Here is a 20,958-nt window from a genome sequence, read left to right as displayed (position 1 = left end):
CGTCGTGACCGTCACGCAGTACGGTCACGACGTCGCACAGATCGAGGACCTCGGCCAGCCGGTGGGAGACGAAGACGACCGAGCAGCCCGTGGCCGCGACCCGCCGGATCGCGGCGAACACGTGCCGGCTCTCGGCGTCGCTGAGGGTCGCGGTGGGCTCGTCGAGGATCACCAGCCGGGCGTTCTGGCCGAGCGCCTTGGCGATCTCGACGAGCTGCTGCTTGCCGATGCCGAGCGCCGACAGCGGCTGGTCCGGGGCGATGCGCTCCAGGCCCATGTCGTCCAGGATCCGCCGGCACCGGGCCGCGGCCGCGCGCCGGCGGTTGACGAACGGCGCGCCGAGGTCGCCGAGCAGCATGTTGTCGAGCACGGTCAGGGCCGGTACGACGCTCAGCTCCTGGTCCACGAGCGCCACGCCCGCGCGCTGGGCGGCCCGGCGGCCGCGCAGCTCGACCGGCTCGCCGCCGATCACGATGCGGCCGCGGTCGGGCGCGAGCTGCCCGGACAGCATCTTCACCACCGTGCTCTTGCCCGCGCCGTTGTGTCCGCACAGGCCGTGGATCTCGCCGGCGCCCACGGTGAAGGAGACGTCCCGCACCGCGGGCACGCCGTTGAACGCGTGCGCCAGCCCCTCCACGCGGAGCAGCGGACCGCTCCCCTCCGGCCGGCTCCCCTCCGGCCGGCTCATGCGTGGCTGCACTGCTCGGCGAACTCGCCGACGTTCGCGGCGGTGACCCGTTCCTCCTGGACGGTCTCGCTGCGCGGCGGGTTCTTGCCGGACAGATACCGTACGACGTAGTCGGCGGTCTGCTCGGCGATGGTGCCCGGATCCTCGGTGGCCGTGCCGTACAGCTCGCCCGCCTTGATCGAGTCGATGCCGGCCTTGAAGCAGTTGCTGCTGGTGACGATCAGGCCGTCCTTGCCGCCGATCGGGAAGCCCGCCTGCTTGGCCGCCTGGATGATCGGCAGGGCCATGTAGTCGGCCATGCCGTACGCGGCCTGCACCCCGTCCTTGCCGTGCTTGGCCAGGAGCTGCTGGGCGATGGTGCCGGACAGCTGCGGGTCCCAGTTGGCGTCCTGCTCGTCGACGACCTTGTACTGCGGCGCGGTCGCCAGGACCTTGTTGAAGCCCTTCATCCGGTGCTGCGTGACGAGCATGGACTTGGTGCCGGTCAGGACGATGATGTTGCCGGAGTCGCGGCCCTGGGCCTTGAGCCCTTCGATGATGTTCTGGGCGGCGTACTCGCCGAGCTTCTCGTTGTCCGAGAGCACCGACATCACCGCGTCGGCCACCGTCGGATCGGGCGGGCCGTCGAAGACGAGCACCGGGACGCCGGCGGCCCCGGCCTTCTTGATCGGCACCGCCATCGCCGTGGTGTCGAGGATGGAGACCACGATGAGGTCCGGTTTCTGCGCCACGGCCTGGTTGAACTTCTGGACCTGGGTGCCCGGGTCCATGGTGGTCAGGTCGCCGATCTTCACGCCGGTGGGCGCCAGCCGTTCGGTGAAGACCTTGTTGAAGTAGGCGCCCCACGGGTTGCCGTTCCCGTAGCCGACCAGGGCGACCGTCCGGCCCGACAGCGACGTCGCGGAGGCGCCGCCGGACGACGGCGGCGCGGCGGCCTGGCCGCCGCAGGCCGAGATCAGCAGGGTGAGTCCGAGCGTGGCGGCGGCGAGGGATCCGGTGCGGAACATGGCTCTCCTTCGGCCCTTCGGCGTGTTGGGGGGTGCCGGCTCGACGCGGGGGTCACAGGAGCCGGGCGAAGTCGGCCATCTCCTGATCGGGGTCGAGCACGGGCTGCAGGAGCAGCTCGTCGATGCCGGCGGCTTCGAGGGTGGCGACGCGTTTGACCAGGTCTTCCGGGGTGCCGACGAGGCCGAGCTTGTCGACCAGGGAGGGGACGATCAGGTCGCGGTCCTGGGGGTAGATGCGGCCTAGGTAGTTCTCGTACAGCACGAAGTGGCGGTCGTCGGCGGTCGCGGTGGTGCCGCGCAGGTCGAGCAGCCGCCGCACCGCGTCGGCCTCGTCGGGTTCGAGCCCGTCCAGGAAGGACGGGTTGTCGGCGGCGAAGGTGAGCAGCGCCATGGCGACGTGCCCCATGGAGTCGCGGGCGAGGTCGCCGTGCGGGTTCTCGCCGTCGGCGAGGATGTGCATCGAGGTCATCACGTACGAGGTCGTCGGCGTGCGCACGCCGGCCTCGGCGGCCCCGGCCTCGTGCGCCTCGCTGAACGCCCGCCAGGCCCCCGGGTCGAGCAGGCCGAAGGAGATGGTGCCCGCGCCCCGGCGGCCGGCGATGCGCGCGGCCTTGAGCCCGAAGGCGGCCACGACGAACTCGATCGGGTCCTGGGTGTTGACGTAGTCGCCGACGTGCAGGAAGCGCACGTCGCGGGTGCGTTCGCCCTCGCTGTACTCGGTGGGGCGGCCCGCGGTGAGGTCCTGGAGCTGGCGGGTGAAGCGTTCCAGGGTGGCCATCGTCGTGGGCTTCATGCCCAGGGTGCGCCGGGCGGTGTTGCCGGTGCCGACGCCGCAGATGACGCGGCCAGGCGCGAGGGCGTTGAGGCTGGCCAGGGCCGCCGCGCAGGCGGGGGCCGAGCGCAGGGCGGGCGAGGTGACGCCGATCCCGAGCCGGATGCGGCTGGTGGCCTTGGCGCACAGGGCCAGACCGACGAAGGGGTCCCCGTTGACCATGGGCGTGTCGTAGACCCAGAAGCTGTCGTACCCGAGTTCCTCGGCCTTGGCCGCCAGGTCTTCCACCCCTGGCTTGGCCGTGACCACGATGCCCTTGCGCATGCCGCATCTCCTCGATTGCGAGCCAGGACTTACTTACTGAGCGCATAGTTACTGCGAGCGCGAGGGGTGTCAAGATGTGTACGCACGACGGGACGGTAATGTCAGCGCGTCGAGATCGGCACAGGGGAGGATCGGGGATGGTCGCGAAGCGTCGCGGTCCGCGGCGGGGTGGCAATCCCCCGCTCGTCTGGCTGGACGAACCGTCCAGTGATCTCTGGGACGAAGACCTCTCCGACGTGACCAAGGCCCTGCTGGGCTCCGCGGTCCTCTGCTTCGCCGAGAAGGGGTTCCAGGCGACGACGACCCGCGACATCACGAGCAAGGTCGGGCTGACCCCCGGCGCCCTTTACGTGCACTTCTCCACCAAGGAGGAGGTGCTGTTCGAGATCGTGCGCAGCGGTCACCGCCGGGCCCTGGAGGCGCTGCGGGCGACGCTGCCCGGCGACGACGACCCGGAGACCCACCTGCGGCGGGTGGTCGCGGTGTTCGTGGAGTGGCACGCCAAGCACCACACGACGGCGCGGGTCTGCCAGTACGAGCTGACGCCCCTGTCGGCCGAGCACTACGCGGAGATCCTCGACCTGCGGGCGCGGTTCAACACCATCTTCAGGGACGCGGTCGGCCGCATCGTCGACGGCGCGACGGCCGACCCCGACGACGTCAGCCGCCTGGCGCGCTCGATCCTGTCGCTCGGGGTCGACCTGGTCCGCTGGTACCGGCTGGGCGGCTCGGACACCCCGGCCTCGCTCGGCGCGTTCTACGCCGACCTGGCCGTTCACATGACCGCCGCCGTCCGCGGCCGTCGCCCCACGAGCGCCTAGCGTCCGCTCAGCGCCCGCTTGGCATCCGCTTGACGCTTGACAAGCGCCGCTCTCGTTACTGACTATGCGCTCAGTAAGCAATGAGGTCCCGCCGGCTCCAGAAAGGCTGCCGAACGAGATGCACGGCTTGATGCAGGAGCACGCCCTGGCCCTCCCCCTGATCTTCCGCCGGGTGGAGCGTTACTTCGGGCACAAGCGGGTGGTGACGGGCCGGGTGGACGGCGAGACCACCGCGTCGTGGGCCGAGATCTGCGCGCGCACCCGGCGGCTGGCGGCGGCGCTGGACCGGCTCGGCGTCCCCATCGGCGCCCGGGTCGGCACGTTCGGCTGGAACAGCCGGCAGCACGTCGAGCTGTACCTCGCGGTGCCGTGCGCCGGGCGGGTGCTGCACACGATCAACCACCGGCTCTTCCACGAGCAGATCCGCTACATCGTCGACGACGCCGCCGACGACGTGCTCTTCGTCGACCGGTCGCTGCTGCCCGTGGTGTGGCCGTCGGTCGGGAAGCTGGCGAGCCCTCGCCACATCGTGGTCATGGACGACGGCGCCGACGCCCCGCTGCCCGACGACCCGAGGATCCTGGACTACGACACGCTGCTCGCCGAGGTCACGCCGCACGCCGGCGACTTCTCCATCGCCGACGAGAACACCGCGGCGGCGCTCTGCTACACCTCCGGCACCACCGGCGACCCGAAGGGCGTCCTCTACAGCCACCGGTCCATGGTCCTGCACGCCCTGCTGCTGCTCATGGTCGACACCTTCGGGATCAACGAGCGCGACGTGGTGATGCCGGTGGTGCCGATGTTCCACGTCAACGCCTGGGGGCTCCCGTACGCCGCGATGTTGTGCGGCGCGGACCTCGTCCTGCCCGGACCGGCGATGCGGCCCGAGGAGCTGATCTCGCAGATGGAACGGCACCGCGTCACCTTCACCGGCGCGGTGCCCACGGTATGGCGCGGCCTGGAGCCGCTGCTGAAGGAGCACGACCTGTCCAGCCTGCGGACGATCATCTGCGGCGGCGGCGCGGTGGACGGCGCGCTGTCGCGCTCGTACGAGGAGGCCATCGGGATCCCCCTCACCAACGCCTGGGGGATGACGGAGACCAGCCCGGTGGTGACGGTGGCGCGGCTGTCCACCGTGCACGACGACCTGGACCCGGACGCGCGGCGCGCGGTCATCGGCACGCCCGGCCCGGCGATCCCCCTCACCGAGCTGCGGCTGGCCGCCGACGACGGCACGGAGGTCGCGTGGGACGGCGCCACGCCGGGCGAGCTGCAGGTGTCCGGCCCCACCATCGCCGCCCGGTACGTGGGAGAGGAGCGGCCGGGTCCGGCGTTCACCGACGACGGCTGGCTCAGGACAGGCGACGTGGCCACCATCGACGAACACGGCTACGTGCGCATCGTCGACCGGACGAAGGACCTGGTGAAGTCGGGGGGCGAGTGGATCTCCTCGGTCGAGCTGGAGGGCGCCATCATGGCCGACCCCCGGGTCGCCGAGGCCGCCGTGATCGGCGTGCCGCACCCTCGCTGGGGGGAGCGTCCCGTCGCGTACGTGGTCCGCCGGCCCGGCGCCGTCCTCAGCGCCGACGACGTACGCGAGCATCTGACCGCGTACGTCGCCCGCTGGTGGATCCCCGAGGAGGTGCGCTTCGTCCCGGAGATCCCGAAGACGGCGACGGGCAAGTTCTCCAAGCGACAGCTCCGCCTGCAACACCCGCGCTCCGACGACCCCTCACAGCCGTCGCAACCGTCACAGCCCCCGCGATCCCCCCCGCCCCCCCCCCCCCCCCCCCCGCAGGAGTGAGCCGCCATGCCCATCCAGCCTCGTCTCATCGTCACCGGCAGGGAGCCCGACGGGACCTCGGTGTTCGTCACCGACCGGCCCGCCGACCCGATCTCCGTCGCTGCCATCCCCGGCTCGGAGTTCTACCTGATGTGGGGCACCGAGGACGGCACCGCCACCGTCGGCACCAAGCCAGGACAGCCGGCGACCTTCCCGTTCTTCCCCGGCGCCGGCGGCACCCGCATCCTCTTCCTGCGCTGGGCGCCGGAATCGTCCGCCCCCGAGCAGCTCGGCGACCGCGCCGAGCTGGCCGCCGAGGCCGCCGAGAAGCTGCCGGGCCTGATGGACGTGTTCGAGCCCGACCATCCCGGCATGCACACCACCGACACCGTCGACTACGGCATCTGCCTGGAGGGCGAGCTGCACCTGGAACTGGACGACGGCAAGGAGGTCAAGCTGACCCCCGGCGCCGTCGTGGTCCAGCGGGGCACCCGCCACGCCTGGCACAACCGCAGCGACCGGCCCGCGCTGATGTGTTACGTACTGATCGGCGCCGAACGCGACTCCTGAAAGGCCGCCCCCGCCTGTGGACCGACTTCTCTTCGACGAGGACCATGACCTGTTCAGAGCCTCGGTGGCCGCGTTCACCGCGCGCGAACTGCTCCCCCACCAGGAACGTTTCGCCGCCGAGCGGCGCATCGACCGGGCCGCCTGGCGCGCGGCCGGCGAGCAGGGCATCCTCGGCCTGGAGGTGCCCGCGACGTACGGCGGCGGCGCGGCGGGCGACTACCGGTTCAACGCGGTCGCCTGCGAGGAACTGGCCAAGGTCAGCATGGCCGTCGCGTCCTGCTTCAGCATCCACTTCGACGTGATCGCCCCGTACCTGGTGGACCTGGCCACCGACGAGCGGCAGGCCGAGTGGCTGCCCCGCTTCTGCTCCGGCGAGCTCGTCACCGCCATCGCGATGACCGAGCCCGGAGCCGGCTCCGACCTGGCCGCGATCAGGACGGCCGCACGCCGCGACGGCTCCGACTGGATCATCAACGGGACGAAGACCTTCATCACCAACGGCCACGGCGCCGACCTCGTCCTGGTGGCCGCCAGCACCGACGCGCGGCGCGGCGCCAAGGGCATCACGCTGTTCGCCGTCGAGGCCGGCACTCCCGGCTTCGAGCGCGGCCGCAAACTGGACAAGATCGGGCAACCCGAGGCGGACACCGCCGAGCTGTCCTTCACCGACGTGCGCGTGCCGGCCGCGAACGTCCTCGGCGAGGTCGGCCGCGGCTTCATCCACCTGATGGAACGCCTGCCGCAGGAACGGCTCGGCGCGGCGGTCTCCAACCTCGCCCACGCGGCCCAGATCCTCGACGAGACACTCACCTACGTCCGCGACCGCACCGCGTTCGGGCAGCCGATCGGCTCCTTCCAGCACAACAAGTTCCTGCTCGCCGAACTGGTCACCCGCATCGAGGTGGCGCAGGCGTACGTCGACCACTGCGTCCGCCTGCACACCGGCCGGGCCCTCGGCCCGGCCGACGCCGCCAAGGCCAAATGGTGGTCCGCCCAGGTGCAGAACGACGTGCTCGACGCCTGCGTGCAACTGCACGGCGGGTACGGTTACATGAGCGAGTACCGCGTGGCCCGCGCCTGGACCGACGCCCGCGTCACCAAGATCTGGGCGGGCTCCAACGAGATCATGAAGGAACTCATCGGCCGCGACCTCGGCCTCTGACCTGAGCGGACGCCGATGAACCTGTCCGGGGAAACCTGGGACCTGCTGCGCGCCTACGGCATGGACGACAGCCTCGTCAGCGCGTGGTGCAGCGGCCTGAGCGTGGCGGAGGCGGCGACCCGGCTACGCGCCGGCCCGGCCTCGGCCACACCATGCACGTGGGAACGCATCGAGGACGGCCTGGATCCGGCTTCGCCGCGCGAAGGAGTCGTCTGGATCGGCGAGCAGGCACCGGGCTGGGTGCTGATCATCGCCTACGAGGGTTACCACCTGGCGCTTCACGAGCCACAACAGTCACTGACCGAGAACGGCGGCGAGTTGCTCTACCTCGGATGGCCCCTGTACGAGACCGAAGGTATGGAGGATCTTGAGTACGTGGTCGACGGCCGGCCGACGACCAGCATCTGCCTGGCCGCCCCCGGCATCCGGTCCGGCCACGACCCGGACGCTCTCAACCCCCATCTGGAAGGGCTCGCGCTGGGAGCCGATCACGACCCGGACACCATCTCGGACGCCGCGTTCGCCCTCGTCGGCCGGGTGACCGGCGAGCAGCTGAGCGCGGAGTGGCTGCGGGCCGAGCACACGCGATACGTCATCCCGATGGGCGCGTGGAACCCCTGACGTTCTGACGGATCGTGTGCCGCCCGAGCTCGTTCGACCCCGACCAGCGCCACCGTCCACTCCACATTGGCGAACTCGGCTAAATCGCAACATGGAGCCATTGCATGCACATTTCGCCGCGATACAGGCCGCAGCCGTCGGCCTTGTCGAACAAAATACCAGCTCACCATACAAAATCGTATTTCCGAGCAGGACACACGAACTTTCACCCATCCATCATGCCATCATTAAGGACATCCTTTACTTGATTTCTGTGGCGGGACAAAATAATATCACCAAGAAGTGCGTATTGAGATGTAATCGCATGGTGGCACACTGTACCTGCTAGGGTTCTCTCCGTAGCTGCTGGATTCAGGCGATCATTCGCCGGCCACAGAAGCGGAAGGAGTGAAGTGCGCTGAACTTCGTCACGGCCGTGTCCATCGCGACAATCACCGCGCTCTTGCAGGTCATTCTCAAGGCTCACTCAAGACCCTCGCCCGGACCTGGCACCTTCTGGTGGAACAATTGCAAGAGAGAAGATGCCGTATTCTGGTCGGACTGGGTGGTAGCAGGCGCGATAGCCGCCGTGGTTTATGTGCTGAAGAGCTTGTCCGCCGGGCACCGCCTGGACGTGTGGCAGGTCACGGCCACGTTCGTGATCCTGGCATCGGCGTCCCTCTTCCTACCGGCCATCGTGGGGAAGATTCTTTATGACGGCACGGGGCAATTACGTTCGGGGTATGTTCGCATAATGCTCGGCAACTCGATCGGCCTTCTCGTCCTTGTCGGCTCCGTTTTCGGGGGTGCACAGATTGGCTGACTTCGACAGAGGATGGCAGTCCCGGCGCAGCTGGCGATCACTGGCGCCTCGGATCATCATTGCGACACCCGTGATCGCAGCCGGCGTGATCTTCAATATCGGCAGCGAATCCGGCATTGCATGGGGTGGATTTTCGGCCGGACTTATCGTCTTTCTCACGATCGCAACCACGATCGTCGCCTATCGGGATTCCCGGGATCAAGAAGATTGAGCATCCGCACGTCAGACGGGCGGCATCAGATCGCTCTCGCCGACGGTGTACGTGAGCGTGGGGTAGGTGAAGTCCGTCTCCTGGTTCTCGCGGCGCCGTAGCTGGTAGAACTCACGCCTTTGTTCCTCGTCGGCCGAGGTGAGGCGGGTGCCGTCCGGGAGATGAGCCTGACCGTCGCGATAGCGCACGAAGGTTTTCGAGGTTCGGAAGGTCACGCCCAGCCATCGGTTCTCGGCCGGCTGGGCTGGTTTGTCCAGGATGATTTTGTGCTTGTGTCGCCGGTTCGTGGCCACGGAGAACACGACGGCGCTGTTGTGGGTCAAAGGGATTTCGACAACGTCGCCGCCGGAATCCTTCGGTTCGACGATCAGCTTTCTTGGTGGGTTCGCCTCGGGGTGCTCGTAGCAGGAGAAGACGGCGATGAACGACTCGTCCGCCAGGTCGAGGGCCTGGTCGGAATGGCTGCCCATGGTCGTGTAGGCGTTGGTGTAGAGCTCGATGAGAGCGTTGTTGAGGCCGGCGGCCGATCTCGCGCATTCTTGGATCCGCTGGGCCAGGCGCTCGTGCACCGGGCGGAAACGTTGGGCTGGAGCACCGTATCGGGTGGTGGTGCGGACGAGAGGCACGTCTCCCGTCTCGGCCACCTTGACCAGGACAGCTCCCGACCGTCCTTTTCCCACGTCTTCGAAGCGCGTCGATGCGCTCAGCTCCTGGAAGAGGTCTCGCTCGGTGGGCAGGGTGTACGAGCGGATCTCGGCCAGGATCCTATGGTCGGGGGGCAAGGTAGTCTCCCGTGTTCATGCTGAAGAGAAAGCCGTCGCCGTAATCGATGAAGGACGGGGTTCTGTTCTCCTCGGCGTACAGCTTGCGCAGCTCGTTCAGGCCCTCGGGGGTGGGTGGTTCCAGCTTCGTCAGGTCGCCGCCTCTTTTGAGGTACGTGTGGCCGTTCCTGTGCACGGCTTCGGTGCTCGAACAGCGGACCACGTAACCCAGGCGGAGCGGGAGCGACTCGGCGTTCAGTGCCGACGGCCGGACTTCGTGGGTGTAGAGCCGGTTGGTGGACAGTGGCATGAAGAAGACGGAGCCGGGATAGAGCGTGAGGGTGAACTGCTGGGGCAGAGCGTGATCTTCGGCCGGTTCTTTGAGGCGGAAGTGCAGTTTGGTCAGTCCGCTGACGCCGTTCAGGCCGTGGTCGAAGGCGCCCAGCGGGCGTAGTTTGTCGAGCCCGTCATAGAAGGTGCAGAAGGCCATGATGCCGTTGGCGGGCATGTCCTTGGTCTTGTCGGCGTGGGCCGAGATCCTGGCCTTGGACTGTTTGCGTTCGGCGGCGGCGGGGGTGTTGTGGTAGATCTGCGCGAGGACGTGATTCAGCGGAGCGTGGTCCTGGAATACGGTGGCGGCCTCGTGGTTCAGGGCTTCGACTATTCGGGTGTCCGTCGCGGAGAAGGTCTCGGTGGGTCCCGAGAGGTTCGTGGAGCATCGCAGCAGGCGGAAGTGCAGCTCGTCGCCGTCTCGCGTCACGGGGGTGAGATAGATTCCGGTGCGATGGGCCGTGCCCGGCTTGGTGGACTCCGTGAGGGACTGGAAGGTGTGCTCCGCACGGATGCGGGTGAAGTGGTCGGAGGCGGGGTCGAAGAAGCGGCGGTAATACACGCCGACGCCGTGCACGCGGGTGGGAACCTGGCCGAGGTTCACCAGTCGCCACTTCTCGTCATGCCCGTACGAGAGGTCGCGGACGACGAGCACTCGTGCGGCCGTGTCGAATTCGGGGCCGCTGATCCTGGATATGTCGCCGCACAGGTATACGGTTTTGTGGCTTATGTCGGGCACGTTGGCGAGAAAGTCGTCCAGGTTGAGCACGAGCCCGTAGAAGTTCCGGATCGTGTCGTCGTTTCGCGGTAAGGACGATGACACGATCAGGTAATTGTTCGCATTCTCGATACGGGCGACTTTCCGCCCTGTCGTGTGCATGGAACCGTACACGGTCCCACTGTAGTGGCTCCTGCCGAGCCGGGCCGAGGTCCGGACAACGTCGATCCCGCCCTGCCGAGCACTCCGACACCCTCCGGGCGGCGACCGCCTCGGCCGCCGCCCGGCTCCAGCTCTCGGGTCAGGGACGAACCACCTGTGGACGGGTCCGCCGCCAAGCGGTGATGATCAGGGCGGCAAGGCCGAGCACGGGTACGGAGCTGATCGCCCAGCTGACCCCCAAGGGCGGGCCCGGCTGTTCCAGCACGTTGATCGCCACGTCGCCCGTTCCCGGGCCGTTCGGGCCTTTGACGGCGAATCGTAGCGTCCAGCGCCCTTGGTCCGGCAAGGCATGGATGTCCAGGCCCCACACCTCGCGTTTGCGGGGGTGACGGACGAGTGGGCCCGCCTGCTCGGTGCCGTCAGGGGCGATCAGGGTGAGCGTCCCGCTCTTCCCGCCGATGCCGCCCTCAGGAACGAAGGTGAAGTCGAGCGACTGCATCGCTCTCAGCGGCCAGGTGCTGAAGCCGACGGCGAGCCGGTACGGCCCGGCCTGCGCCTGCTCGCTGTGCACGACCTTCACCGGCTCGTACGACTGCTCGCCGCGTACGACCTCCACCCGCTCGTACGCCTGCGCCGGCGTGGCGGACGTGATGGCGATGAGGCCGATTACGGCGATGAGGTGGAGCAGTGCCTTGATTATCCGGTGCACGGCGTTACCGCCCTTCCCGCGCCGGGGCGAGTTGCCGCAGCATGTCGCCGAAGCGGACGCCGAGGAAGCCGGCCGCCGCCCCGGCCGCCCCGGCGCAGACCACCGTGAGGATCAGGGCGAGGGTTCCGCCGCCCATGTCCCCGCCGCCGCCCTGACCCCCGTCGGCGGGAGCGCCCAGGAGCAGGACCGCCTGCAAAGGCGCCGTCACCGTGACGGCGAGGCCGCCGATGGCCCCGGCGATCAGGCCGGAGCGGCCGAGGGGCCGGCCGCGGCGCCGGGCGCGGGCCAGCAGCAGTTCGACCACCCCGGCGACCAGCACCAGGCAGAGCGGCATCATCGCCGGCATCACCGGTACGCCGGTGACGTAGTCACGCATCGGCAGCCCGAGCGAGTCCGCGTAAAGCCGGGTGGCCCACGGGGCGAACCACCAGAAGAACGCCTGGAACGCCGCGAGCGCCCCGGCGACGGCGAGCGCGCCGCCCCACCGGTCGAGTGCCTGGGCGCCCAGCACCACGGTCAGCACCGACATGAAGGCCATCCCGGCCGCCGGCAGCTCGACCACGCCGCCGCCCAGGGCGCTGAGCCCGTTCGTGGTCGCGGTGCTGAAGCCGAGGAGCACGGCCAGGCCGGCGAACGTGACGGGCGCGCTCCACCCACGGCCCCGTGCGGCCGAGGACACCATCACGGCTCCGGTCATGGTCAGCGTGATGGAGAGGAGGAAGCCCATGTGCGGCGGCGACTCCAGTACCGCGTCGAAGCCGTACAGGCCGTGCCACCACTGATCCCATAAGCCGTAGACCAGGAACAACGCGGCGCCGACCCCCGCGACCAGGTAGCCGAGCGGGGCGGCGAAGGTGCGGCCGAACACGCCGACCGCGACGCCGCCGACGGCGGGGTCCACCGGGCGTCCTGCCCGGTCGGCGGCGGTGGCCGCCAGCACCACGACCAGGCTCGCCACTCCGGCCACCGCGCTGCCCGCGTACAGCAGGAGGTGCGGCAGCGTGAAGAAGGTGTCGGGGCCGACGTCGTAGTGCCACTGGATGTCCCAGACGAGCCCGGCCAGCGACAGCAGCGTCCCGCCGAGCAGGAAGCCGGCCGCCGTCAGTCCTTTCTGTGGGGTCGTGCTCGTCCCGGCCGCCTGAGCGGCCGGTGCGGTGAGGTCCATGTACGTCCTTTCACTTGACTACCAGGGGGAAAACAGCCTGTTCCGTGCCATTCGTGCCGCTGACCGTGACGGTGATCCGCCACATGCCGGGCATGGGCAGCACGGCGCCGGCCGCGCGGAAGCGGCCCGCCCCGAGCGGCGAGGCGGTGACAGGCGGGTACGCGTGCCCCATCTGGGGCATCACGGGTTCGAGGCTGACCTGGTCGGGCGTGGTGCCGCCGTTCCGGCCCTCGACCTCGATGTCGAACGTGTTGGCGCCGCTGCGCGGCCGGTCCACGGACAGGCGCACGGCGTAGGTGGCGGTGGAGGCCGTCAGCGTGGTCGTGCCCTCGCCCTGCCAGGGCCGCAAAACCAGCAGGAACGCCGCCAGCGCCAGCACCGCCGCCCCCGCGAGGCGGATCTTCGTGCTCATCGTGAGGTCCCTGCGGGGGCGGGCACGTCCACGGTCGCGGGCACGGTGCGCACCGCGTAGCCGCGTTCGGCCTGGATCCACACGAGGTAGCGGCCGGGCAGCGGGAAGGTGTAGGTGAAGGGCACGTCGGGCCCGTACGCGGCGACGCTCTCGTCCGGCGGGCTGCCCGGGGACGGAAGCATGGCATGGACGTGCGCCCAGATCGGCGCGTCGGCCGGCGTGCCTGTCACGGGTCCGACGACGATCATGTGCCCGGCCATTCCCAGCCAGGGCTGCAGGTCGGGGGTGCCGAACCTCGCGGTGAGCGTGCTGGGCGACCCGGCGGGCGCGATGCGGCGTTCCAGACGAACGTCTTCCGCGACGGCCCGCGCATCGCCTGTGCCGGCCGCCGCACCGAGGGTGATCGTGGTACGAAGCAACTGCCGGCCGCCGCCGCGCCGGGCGATCTCCATCGCGATCGCATGGCGGCCGGCCTCGGGAGCGGTGAACTTGACCCGGTAGTCACCGGGCCCGACCCGGACCGGATGCAGGTGCCACAGCCTGCCCGCCGGGGACACCACGACCAGATGAGCGAGCGCGTTGTCGTGCACCAGCAGGTCGTCGGCCGGATGCCCGGTCGCCCCGTCGGTCAGCGCCAGCCGCAGGTCCCCGCCGTGCAGGTCCGCCACCAGGTTCACCGGTGGCCGCGAGTTGTCCGCCACGGCAAGGCGCGCGGTGGCGTACGGATCGGTGACTCCGGCGGTCGTCGGGTCGAGTTCGGTGCCCGGCGCCGGCAGCGGCGGGACGCTCCACGACAGCACCACCGCCGTCACCGCGACGGCCAGTGCCGCCACCGTCCCCGCCGCGGGCACGAGCGCGGCGGCGGAGCGCAGGCGGACCGCGACCGCCAGCGTCACCATCAGCAGCAGGCCCGCGCCGGCGAACCCTCCGTACGCCGCGTGCTGCCACGGCGCCATCGCCCGTGCGGGCACCACGAACGGGATCGTCGCGACCCGCGTGCCGTCGTCGATCGCCACCTCCCACGGCCCGGCCCCGGACACAGCGAGCGCGCCCGCGCGATAGAAGCCCGGCTCCGGGCCGAGCCGCACGGTCGTCGCGCCGGTCTGCGCGCCGTCCCGGCTCAGCCGTAGCGCCAACTCCCCCGCCGGGCTGCCCGCGTGGGTGACGATGTCGACGTACAACGGCCCGGGCACCGGCTCCACCCGCCGGATCACCACCGTCAGTTCGCGATCCCCGAAGGTCTGCACGACCTGCACCTCGCCACCCCCGTCCGGCGAGTCGGCGAAGACGGGCCCCGGCGCGGCCCAGCTGAGGACGCAGGCGAGCACGAGGAGACCGAGCGCCGCCGACGCCGCTCTCACGGCAACCCCGCGAGCTCGACGACGGCACCGCCGCCGGGTAGCCCCTCGGTCACCAGCACTGACTCCACGTCCACCACAGCCACCCTTCTCGATACACTGTATTGCTCAATACACTGTATGGGACGAGCCGGTGTAATGTTGATCCCGTTCACCTGGACACCGGAGAACGCGTACATCGAGGAACGGGGAGCGATGACGGCAGGACGGGCGACCGGCGACGGCGAGCCGGCGCTGGTCTGGGAGCGGCCTGAGCCGCCGAGCCGCCCGGCGCTGACCCCCTTGAGCAGGGACCGGATCGTCCGCGCCGCCATCCGGCTGGCCGACGCCGACGGCCTCGCGTCGGTGTCGCTGCGCAAGGTCGCCACCGACCTCGACGCCGGGCCCATGCGCCTTTACGGCTATCTGTCCAGCAAGGACGAGCTGCTCGACCTGATGGTCGACACGGTGTACGGCGAGATCACCTCCGACCTGCCGACCGGCGACGACTGGCGGGCGAGCCTGCGTTCCCTCGCCCACCGCACCAGGCAGGCCGCCCACCGCCACGAATGGTTCGCCGATCTGCTCGCCGGCCGCCCGCACATCGGCCCCAACGCGCTGGCCTACGTCGAGGCCTCGATCGCCACCCTCGACGGCGCGCCCGGCTTCGCCGACATCGACGCCGTGCTGCGGGCGCTCGGCGCGGTGAACGCGTACGTCATCGGCGCGATCCAGCAAGACCTGACCCGCTCGCGCGCCTGGCGCGGCGCCGAGCCGGACGACCAGGCGCGGCGGACGGCGACCGACGCGTACATGCGCCGGATCCTGGCCACCGGCCGCTACCCGGCCCTGGCCAAGGCGATGAACGAGAGAACCCCGCCCGACCCCGACACCGACTTCGACACCGGCCTCGACTTCATCCTCGACGGCATCGCGACCCACGTGACCCGCTGACGGAGATCATGTCAGGCACATGGTTCCCGCAACCCTGTTCGTGCTGCGGCGCGGGGAGGCACCAGCCCAGGACGTCGCAGAGGTCGAGTTCGCGTCTAGTCCTTCGGATGCGGGGACAGGCCGGCGAGCAGGAGCTTCTCCAGGCGCCGCATCGACGTGAGCGCCCGTTCCGGAGGCAATGAGCGGAAGGACGAGATCGCCGCCAGGCCCACGCGGACGTCCTCGACCGACACGTCCGCACGTACGGCGCCGCTACGGCGCGCGCCTCTGACGAGGTGGGCCAGCGCTTCCGCCTGCGCGCGCCGGTCGTCGGCGAACGCGGCCCCCAGCGCCGCGTTGGAGCCGAACAGCACCTCGTTCAGCCCTCGGTCCCGGAGCCGGCGGTCGGCGAAGTGGCGGATGGTCGTGCGCAGCGCCCGCCAGGGGTCGGGGTCGTCGAGCGCGGCCCGCATGTCGGCGCGGCAGCGGGCGACGTGCTCGGTGAGCACCGCGGAGACGAGGTCCGTACGGGAGGGGAAGTGCCGGTGGACCGTCGCCGGGCCGAGGCCGGCGCGGCGGGCGATCTCCCGCATGGTCAGGTCCACCCCTTCGGCGGCGAACGCGTCCCGGGCGACGGCCACGATGTGCCGCCGGTTGTGCGCCGCGTCGGCCCGAGGTTTCCGAGTCATCGTCGTACGCACGCCTCTCACTTCGCCTCGAACCGGAATCCCTGCTCCGAACCCATAGCTACGGTAATGCGCGTTCCCCCGCCCTGATTCCGGAAGGTCATGATGCTTGCTGTCCATTTCAACCGGTTCGGCCCGCCCGACGTGCTGGCAGTCGGCACGCTCCCCGAGCCGCACGCGGGTCCCGGTCAGGTCCGCATCAGGGTGCGGGCCGCCGGCGTCTCCCCCGTCGACCTCGCGCTCCGCGCCGGCCGCTCCCCCTCCAGCGGCAGGCTCGCGCTGCCGCACATCCCGGGGGTGGACGCCGCCGGGGTGATCGACGAGCTGGGTACGGGCGTCGCCGGCCACGCCGTCGGCGACCAGGTGTTCGGCGCGGTTGAGGTGGCGCGGCTGGGCGGGGCGAGCGCCGAGTTCGCCGTGCTCGCGTACTGGGCCGCGAAACCGCCCTCGATGTCCTGGCCGGAGGCCGGGGCGGCGGGCACCAGCGTCGAGACGGCGACCCGCGCGCTCGACGTGCTCGGCGTGCGGGAGGGGACGACGCTGCTGATCGACGGCGCGGCGGGCGGCGTCGGGAGTGTCACCGTGCAGCTCGCGGTCGCGCGCGGCGCCCGGGTGATCGGGACGGGTCGCCGCGAAAGCGCGGCCTTCCTCACCGGGCTCGGCGCCATCCCCGTCGGCTACGGACCAGGGCTGCCGGAGCGGGTGCGGACGCTGGGCGTGGAGCGGGTCGATCTGGCGCTCGACGTCGCGGGCGCGGGCTCACTGCCGGAGCTCGTGTCGATCACGGGTACGCCGGCCTCGGTGCTCACGCTGGCCGACTTCACCGGTCCGGAGCTCGGGGTCCGGGTCTCGGTCGGCGAACTGGGCGGCGAGCCGGACGGGCGCCACGGCCTGGCCCTCGCGGCGACGCTGTCCGGGGAAGGCCGCTTCCGGGTCCCGGTACGGGAGGCGTTCCCGATGTCCTGGGCGGCGGCAGCACACGAGGCCGCCGCTCTGGGCCCGCGCCACGGCAAGATCGCACTCACCGCGGACTGGTGAACTGTGCGCCGAGGAAAGCCGGCCCTTGTCCCGTCACTGCTCGTCGTCAGTGGTCCCCGGGATCTTGTGATGGATGTCGAGGAGTTGCTTGGTCGAGCGGGGCAGGGATGCGTAGGTCTGAGGCCAGCGGCGGGCGTCCGTGAGGTCGCGGCGGGAGCGGACGGTGTCGGGGTGGTCGGGGCCGAGGAGTCGTAGGCGTGCTTGGAGATTACGTTCGTGCAGGGGAATCGAGTGGTCCCATTCGCCGACGTACTCATAACCGTAGGCGAGAGCGTCGCGGGCGGCCAGGGTGTCCGGATTGTCCTCGCCCAGATCGCGTACGGATTCGGACAGTGCTCGTTGCCGATCCTCGATCTTGCCGGCCACCGCGTCCAAGGTGATGCGCAGGAGCAGGGCTTCCTTCATCAGCAGATGAAGGGCGCTGCCCGGTTGCGGCTCCGCCTCATGGATCACGGCGTCGACGTGGGGAAGGAGCATCCTCCAGACGGGCCACAGGCCGAACTCCTTCCGGTCGGGAAGGGCCCTGGTCAGGGCGGTGGCGGCCTGTTCGCGGGCCTCGGCGATGTCCTCGGGCCGGCGGTGCGGGTCGTCCGGGTCGGGGGTGCGGGCGACGGCGCCGACCAGGCGATGGACCGCCAGGGTGTCCCCCTTGACGGTGATCATGCTGTGGGCGGCGAGCCGGCCGACCGCTGAGATCAGCTCCGGGCCGCTGACCAGGTGACCGATGAGGGCGCGGGGGATGTCGTCGGGGGCGTACCAGGCCAGGATCCGCAGAATCCGTCCGGGCAGGGGGTCGTCGGCGAGGCGGTCGAGGGTCATGTGCCAGACGCGGGCGATGGTGCGGGCGGGATCGATTCCTTCGGCTCTGTCCCGGTACATGACGCCGGGATGGCCGGCGAGCAACTCTAGGTACTCACGCGGGCTGATGCCGGCCTGCGTCATGTACCCGCCGGCCTGCTCGATGGCCAGCGGAAGGCCGCCGAGCTCCGTGCAGAGTTCGCCGGCGCCGGTGAGGTCGCGCTCGCCCCCGTGGGTGAGGATGCCGGTGAGCAGTTCCACGGCTTCGGGGTGGTCGAGGACGTCCAGGGCGACGGGGGTGGCCAGGCGGTGCCAGCCGGTGGCGCGGCGGCTGGTGATCAGGAAGCGGCCGTGGGGTGCCCTGGCCAGCAGTGGCTGGACGTCGGCGGGATTGTCGACGTTGTCGAGGACGATCAGCCAGCCATCGTGCGAAGCCAGCCACTGCAGCGCCTGCTCCTTGAGCGCGTCCAGCGGAAGGACGTTGGACAGCGCGGGCTGCAGCGCGGTGGCCAGCTTCGCCAGACCGGCGTCGATGCCGGCGGCGCTGTCGGCGGTGATCCACCAGACCGGGCAGTAGCGGGTGGCCCCCCGGGTGACGGCCCAGTGCGCGGCGAGCGTGCTCTTCCCGATCCCGCCCAGCCCGTGCACCGCCTGCACCACGGCTCCCCCCGGTCCCGCCAGTGCCTCGTCCAGGCGGGCCAGGACCTGGGTGCGGCCTACGAACAGACCCACGCGCGAGGGCAGGTTGGTCAGCCGTGGCGGAGGCGGGAGGTCGGCCATCCGGACGAATGCCTCGGGTGGGATGAAAGATGCCTGATCGGCCCGGATCTGCACGTTCATCGCACCGTCGCCCGTTGACGCGATTCCGGTGAGGTCGCCGCCGACGGCCAGGGAACGCTCTCCCCCGGCACCGTCGTCCGCGGAGGCGTGTCGCGGATCGTCGCCGCCCACGGTGACTGATCGCCCCCCAAGGTCCTGTGCCGGGCCGTTCGACCTTCGTTGCCGCTGAGCCGATGGTAGCGCTCATCGGGACGACGGCCGCGCCGTCACCGTTCCCGGACCGCGTACGTCAGGTGGGTCACCCGCCGCGTCGGCTCCGCGTGGATCTGCTCCAGAGCCACGCGGTCCGCGTTCACCCCCTCGAACAGGCGGATCCCGGAGCCGAACAGCACCGGTGAGAGCGCGATCGAGAACTCGTCGACCAGGCCGGCGTTCACGTACTCAAGGATCGTCGCAGCGCCGCCGGCGATGCGGACGTCGCGGTCGCCGGCGGCGTCACGGGCCAGGTCAAGCGCGGTCTCGATGCCGTCGTTGACGAAGTGGAACGTGGTCCCGCCCGGCCGCTCCCACGGGTCGCGCTTCTCGTGCGTCACGACGTACACCGGCGTGTGGAACGGCGCCTCCTCCGGCCACATCCGCTCACCGGCGTCGAACATGCGCTTGCCCATCACGCTCGCGCCGGTGCGCTCGAACGTCTCCCGCACGATGTCGTTGTCGCGCCCTTCCTCACCGCCTCCGCCGAGCTTGAGGTTCTCCCGGAAGAAGCGCTGCGGGAAGACCCAGCGCTGCAGCTCCATCCACTGCCGCCCCATCAGCTCCGCGTCGGACTCGGGCGCGATGAAGCCGTCCAGCGACATCGACACGCTGAAGAACACCTTCCCGGCCATCAGCCCTCGGCTCCCTTGCGCACGATCTCGGTGACGTACGCGGCGAGGTTGCCCAGGGTCTGCCGGCCGCCCTCGATCGCGTGGTACTTCTCGACCGCTTCGTCACGCAGCTCCTTGGTGGGGAACAGCGTGCGCATCTCGATCCGGGTCGCCGCCCCGTCGGACTCGAACGCCAGGACCGACTCGAAGGCGTTCGGGTCGTCGCGACGTTCGCCGTGCAGCAGGGCGATCGTCGCCGGCGGGACGATCTCGGTCCAGGTGATCCATTCCTGGTAGTCCGTCCCGTCCGGCCCGTGCATCACGAAGTCCCACTCACCGCCGACGCGGAACTCGAAGGAGCGCGTGGTGGTGCTGAACCCCTCCGGCCCCCACCACCGCGACAGGTGCCGCACCTCGGTGAACGCCTCAAACACCAGCTCCCTCGGGGCGTCGATGGTCCGGGAGATCACGATCTCCCGGTCGGCCGTCGCGGACCGCTCCGGCGATCCTGGTCCCGTCTTGCTCATCAGCTGCTTCTTTCTTCTTTGAGGTCCTGTACGTACGCGTCCAGCCGGTCGAAGCTCTCGTTCCAGAACTGTTCGAACCCGCCCGTCCACTCATGGATCGGCCGCAACCCGCGGGCGTCCAGGCCGTACAGGCGCTGTTTGCCTGCCTTGCGGTCGCGCACCAGCCCGACCTCCCGGAGCACCCGCAGGTGTTTGGACGCCCGCGGCTGGGTCATCCCCAGCTCCTGGGCCAGGTCGGTCACCGGCCGCTCGCCCGCCCGCAGCAGGACCAGGATCTCCCGGCGCTGCGGCTCGGCGATCGCGTTGAAGACGTCCGACGTCGTCGCTGCTCGTGCCATATCCGCCATCATATGCCTATATGGGCATGCGTCAATCCGGCCGCCCCGAATCAAGCGTCAGACGGGCGTGCGGGACCGCTGCTGGTTGGCGCCGGTGCCGCAGATGCACTGGACGAACTCGGCGCCGGAGGGGTTGCGGACGGTCAGGTCGAAGTTGGTGCCGCTTCCGCTCAGGGCGTACATCGAGTAGTGGTCGTAGCCGAGGCTGAGCCGTCCGAATGCCCGTTGATCTTCTGCGCCCGGGTCGTGCGGGTGGTGCCGCAGCCTTGACCGGCGGAGGCGTTCGCGTGATAGACGACCCACGTCCCGGCGTTGCCCCGGCGATCTGAAGAATGAGGCGTGGCCGGGGCCGTAGACACCGTCGTCTGCCGCCGATCTGCGCGCGAAGGCGTTTGATGATGGCTGGCGCCTCCTGGCAGCTACCCGAACCGGACTTCCACCGGCGAGAGACGACGAGCTCACGAACACCAGGATCAGCCGCTACGTCACGGCTTCACCTCCGTCCTGCTGGGCGCACGAAGAGCCGAGGTCAATACTCCAGCCGCACTTCGGGATCTGGGCTGGTCGAAGTCCCGGACGCGAGTACGCCGGAGACTCATCTCCCGATGGGATGCAACGGTTGTTCAACCACGCA

At 70.1% G+C, this 20,958-nt stretch carries 24 protein-coding genes; 9 read left to right on the top strand and 15 right to left on the bottom strand.

Going from position 1 to position 20,958, the window contains the following annotated elements; translation table 11 throughout:
- The 3 genes from ABFX54_RS39970 to ABFX54_RS39960 form a co-directional block, all read right to left on the bottom strand.
- Nucleotides 1-688: ATP-binding cassette domain-containing protein (locus tag ABFX54_RS39970; protein WP_346112038.1), on the bottom strand; the 688-nt coding region annotated here is incomplete at its 3' end.
- Nucleotides 685-1,695: a sugar ABC transporter substrate-binding protein gene (locus ABFX54_RS39965; RefSeq protein ID WP_346112037.1), complete on the bottom strand. Its 1,011-nt coding sequence runs from the start codon at nucleotides 1,693-1,695 to the stop codon at nucleotides 685-687. The genes ABFX54_RS39965 and ABFX54_RS39970, both read right to left, overlap by 4 nt.
- Nucleotides 1,696-1,747: 52 nt before the next feature.
- The gene (locus ABFX54_RS39960) at nucleotides 1,748-2,791 is read right to left on the bottom strand and encodes an LLM class flavin-dependent oxidoreductase (protein ID WP_346112036.1); all 1,044 of its coding nucleotides are present in this window, start codon (nucleotides 2,789-2,791) and stop codon (nucleotides 1,748-1,750) included.
- A 137-nt stretch (nucleotides 2,792-2,928) separates the two neighbouring features.
- Between ABFX54_RS39960 and ABFX54_RS39955 the strand changes: the two genes are divergently transcribed.
- From ABFX54_RS39955 to ABFX54_RS39925, 7 genes are all read left to right on the top strand, one after another.
- On the top strand, nucleotides 2,929-3,612 hold the full coding sequence (locus ABFX54_RS39955) for a TetR/AcrR family transcriptional regulator (protein ID WP_346112035.1): 684 nt from the start codon (nucleotides 2,929-2,931) through the stop codon (nucleotides 3,610-3,612).
- Between the two features lie 130 nt (nucleotides 3,613-3,742).
- Nucleotides 3,743-5,419, top strand: coding sequence for a long-chain fatty acid--CoA ligase (locus ABFX54_RS39950; protein WP_346112034.1), 1,677 nt, complete (start codon nucleotides 3,743-3,745; stop codon nucleotides 5,417-5,419).
- Between the two features lie 6 nt (nucleotides 5,420-5,425).
- Complete coding sequence (locus ABFX54_RS39945) at nucleotides 5,426-5,968, top strand: cupin domain-containing protein (RefSeq protein ID WP_346112033.1); 543 nt, start codon at nucleotides 5,426-5,428, stop codon at nucleotides 5,966-5,968.
- Between the two features lie 16 nt (nucleotides 5,969-5,984).
- A complete protein-coding gene (locus tag ABFX54_RS39940) occupies nucleotides 5,985-7,130 on the top strand; it encodes an acyl-CoA dehydrogenase family protein (RefSeq protein ID WP_346112032.1) in 1,146 nt (381 codons plus the stop codon).
- 15 nt (nucleotides 7,131-7,145) lie between these two features.
- A complete protein-coding gene (locus tag ABFX54_RS39935; RefSeq protein WP_346112031.1) occupies nucleotides 7,146-7,751 on the top strand; it encodes a DUF6461 domain-containing protein in 606 nt (201 codons plus the stop codon).
- Nucleotides 7,752-8,166: 415 nt separating this feature from the next.
- Nucleotides 8,167-8,553: a hypothetical protein gene (locus tag ABFX54_RS39930; protein ID WP_346112030.1), complete on the top strand. Its 387-nt coding sequence runs from the start codon at nucleotides 8,167-8,169 to the stop codon at nucleotides 8,551-8,553.
- A complete protein-coding gene (locus ABFX54_RS39925; protein ID WP_346112029.1) occupies nucleotides 8,546-8,764 on the top strand; it encodes a hypothetical protein in 219 nt (72 codons plus the stop codon). Before ABFX54_RS39930 ends, ABFX54_RS39925 begins: the two co-directional genes overlap by 8 nt.
- Nucleotides 8,765-8,775: 11 nt before the next feature.
- On the opposite strand, the gene ABFX54_RS39920 is transcribed toward ABFX54_RS39925, so the two are convergent.
- From ABFX54_RS39920 to ABFX54_RS39895, 6 genes are all read right to left on the bottom strand, one after another.
- Nucleotides 8,776-9,408: an alpha-ketoglutarate-dependent dioxygenase AlkB gene (locus tag ABFX54_RS39920; protein ID WP_346112028.1), complete on the bottom strand. Its 633-nt coding sequence runs from the start codon at nucleotides 9,406-9,408 to the stop codon at nucleotides 8,776-8,778.
- Nucleotides 9,409-9,529: 121 nt separating this feature from the next.
- Nucleotides 9,530-10,678 carry a hypothetical protein gene (locus ABFX54_RS39915; protein WP_346112027.1) on the bottom strand — a complete coding sequence of 383 codons (1,149 nt, stop codon included), beginning with the start codon at nucleotides 10,676-10,678 and terminating at the stop codon, nucleotides 9,530-9,532.
- A 196-nt stretch (nucleotides 10,679-10,874) separates the two neighbouring features.
- Nucleotides 10,875-11,444, bottom strand: a complete 570-nt coding sequence (locus ABFX54_RS39910) for a hypothetical protein (protein ID WP_346112026.1) — start codon at nucleotides 11,442-11,444, stop codon at nucleotides 10,875-10,877.
- A 4-nt stretch (nucleotides 11,445-11,448) separates the two neighbouring features.
- Entirely contained in the window at nucleotides 11,449-12,609 is a 1,161-nt protein-coding gene (locus tag ABFX54_RS39905; protein ID WP_346112025.1) for a hypothetical protein, read from the bottom strand.
- Nucleotides 12,610-12,619: 10 nt separating this feature from the next.
- Complete coding sequence (locus tag ABFX54_RS39900) at nucleotides 12,620-13,021, bottom strand: FixH family protein (RefSeq protein WP_346112024.1); 402 nt, start codon at nucleotides 13,019-13,021, stop codon at nucleotides 12,620-12,622.
- Nucleotides 13,018-14,382 (bottom strand): hypothetical protein, encoded by a 1,365-nt coding sequence (locus tag ABFX54_RS39895; protein ID WP_346112023.1) that lies wholly within the window; start codon nucleotides 14,380-14,382, stop codon nucleotides 13,018-13,020. Before ABFX54_RS39895 ends, ABFX54_RS39900 begins: the two co-directional genes overlap by 4 nt.
- A 135-nt stretch (nucleotides 14,383-14,517) precedes the next feature.
- Between ABFX54_RS39895 and ABFX54_RS39890 the strand changes: the two genes are divergently transcribed.
- Nucleotides 14,518-15,312, top strand: coding sequence for a TetR/AcrR family transcriptional regulator (locus ABFX54_RS39890; RefSeq protein ID WP_346112022.1), 795 nt, complete (start codon nucleotides 14,518-14,520; stop codon nucleotides 15,310-15,312).
- A gap of 95 nt (nucleotides 15,313-15,407) precedes the next feature.
- Here ABFX54_RS39890 and ABFX54_RS39885 read toward each other — a convergent pair whose 3' ends face one another.
- Nucleotides 15,408-15,980, bottom strand: a complete 573-nt coding sequence (locus tag ABFX54_RS39885) for a TetR/AcrR family transcriptional regulator (protein WP_346112021.1) — start codon at nucleotides 15,978-15,980, stop codon at nucleotides 15,408-15,410.
- Nucleotides 15,981-16,082: 102 nt separating this feature from the next.
- Between ABFX54_RS39885 and ABFX54_RS39880 the strand changes: the two genes are divergently transcribed.
- Complete coding sequence (locus tag ABFX54_RS39880; protein WP_346112061.1) at nucleotides 16,083-17,015, top strand: NADP-dependent oxidoreductase; 933 nt, start codon at nucleotides 16,083-16,085, stop codon at nucleotides 17,013-17,015.
- A 33-nt stretch (nucleotides 17,016-17,048) separates the two neighbouring features.
- On the opposite strand, the gene ABFX54_RS39875 is transcribed toward ABFX54_RS39880, so the two are convergent.
- The 5 genes from ABFX54_RS39875 to ABFX54_RS39855 form a co-directional block, all read right to left on the bottom strand.
- Nucleotides 17,049-18,653, bottom strand: a complete 1,605-nt coding sequence (locus ABFX54_RS39875) for an NB-ARC domain-containing protein (RefSeq protein ID WP_346112020.1) — start codon at nucleotides 18,651-18,653, stop codon at nucleotides 17,049-17,051.
- A 206-nt stretch (nucleotides 18,654-18,859) separates the two neighbouring features.
- A complete protein-coding gene (locus ABFX54_RS39870) occupies nucleotides 18,860-19,480 on the bottom strand; it encodes a dihydrofolate reductase family protein (RefSeq protein WP_346112019.1) in 621 nt (206 codons plus the stop codon).
- Nucleotides 19,480-19,986 (bottom strand): SRPBCC family protein, encoded by a 507-nt coding sequence (locus ABFX54_RS39865; RefSeq protein WP_346112018.1) that lies wholly within the window; start codon nucleotides 19,984-19,986, stop codon nucleotides 19,480-19,482. The genes ABFX54_RS39870 and ABFX54_RS39865 overlap by 1 nt, the downstream gene beginning before the upstream one ends.
- Nucleotides 19,986-20,324 (bottom strand): ArsR/SmtB family transcription factor, encoded by a 339-nt coding sequence (locus tag ABFX54_RS39860; protein WP_346112017.1) that lies wholly within the window; start codon nucleotides 20,322-20,324, stop codon nucleotides 19,986-19,988. Before ABFX54_RS39860 ends, ABFX54_RS39865 begins: the two co-directional genes overlap by 1 nt.
- A 57-nt stretch (nucleotides 20,325-20,381) precedes the next feature.
- The gene (locus ABFX54_RS39855) at nucleotides 20,382-20,507 is read right to left on the bottom strand and encodes a hypothetical protein (protein ID WP_346112016.1); all 126 of its coding nucleotides are present in this window, start codon (nucleotides 20,505-20,507) and stop codon (nucleotides 20,382-20,384) included.
- Nucleotides 20,508-20,958 lie beyond the last annotated feature (451 nt).

Origin of the sequence: Nonomuraea maheshkhaliensis, assembly GCF_039529435.1 — a bacterium.
In the GTDB taxonomy this organism is placed as follows: Bacteria; Actinomycetota; Actinomycetes; order Streptosporangiales; family Streptosporangiaceae; genus Nonomuraea; species Nonomuraea maheshkhaliensis.
The sequence above is the reverse complement of the archived record's forward strand: the minus strand, read 5'-3'. Positions and strand labels throughout refer to the sequence as shown.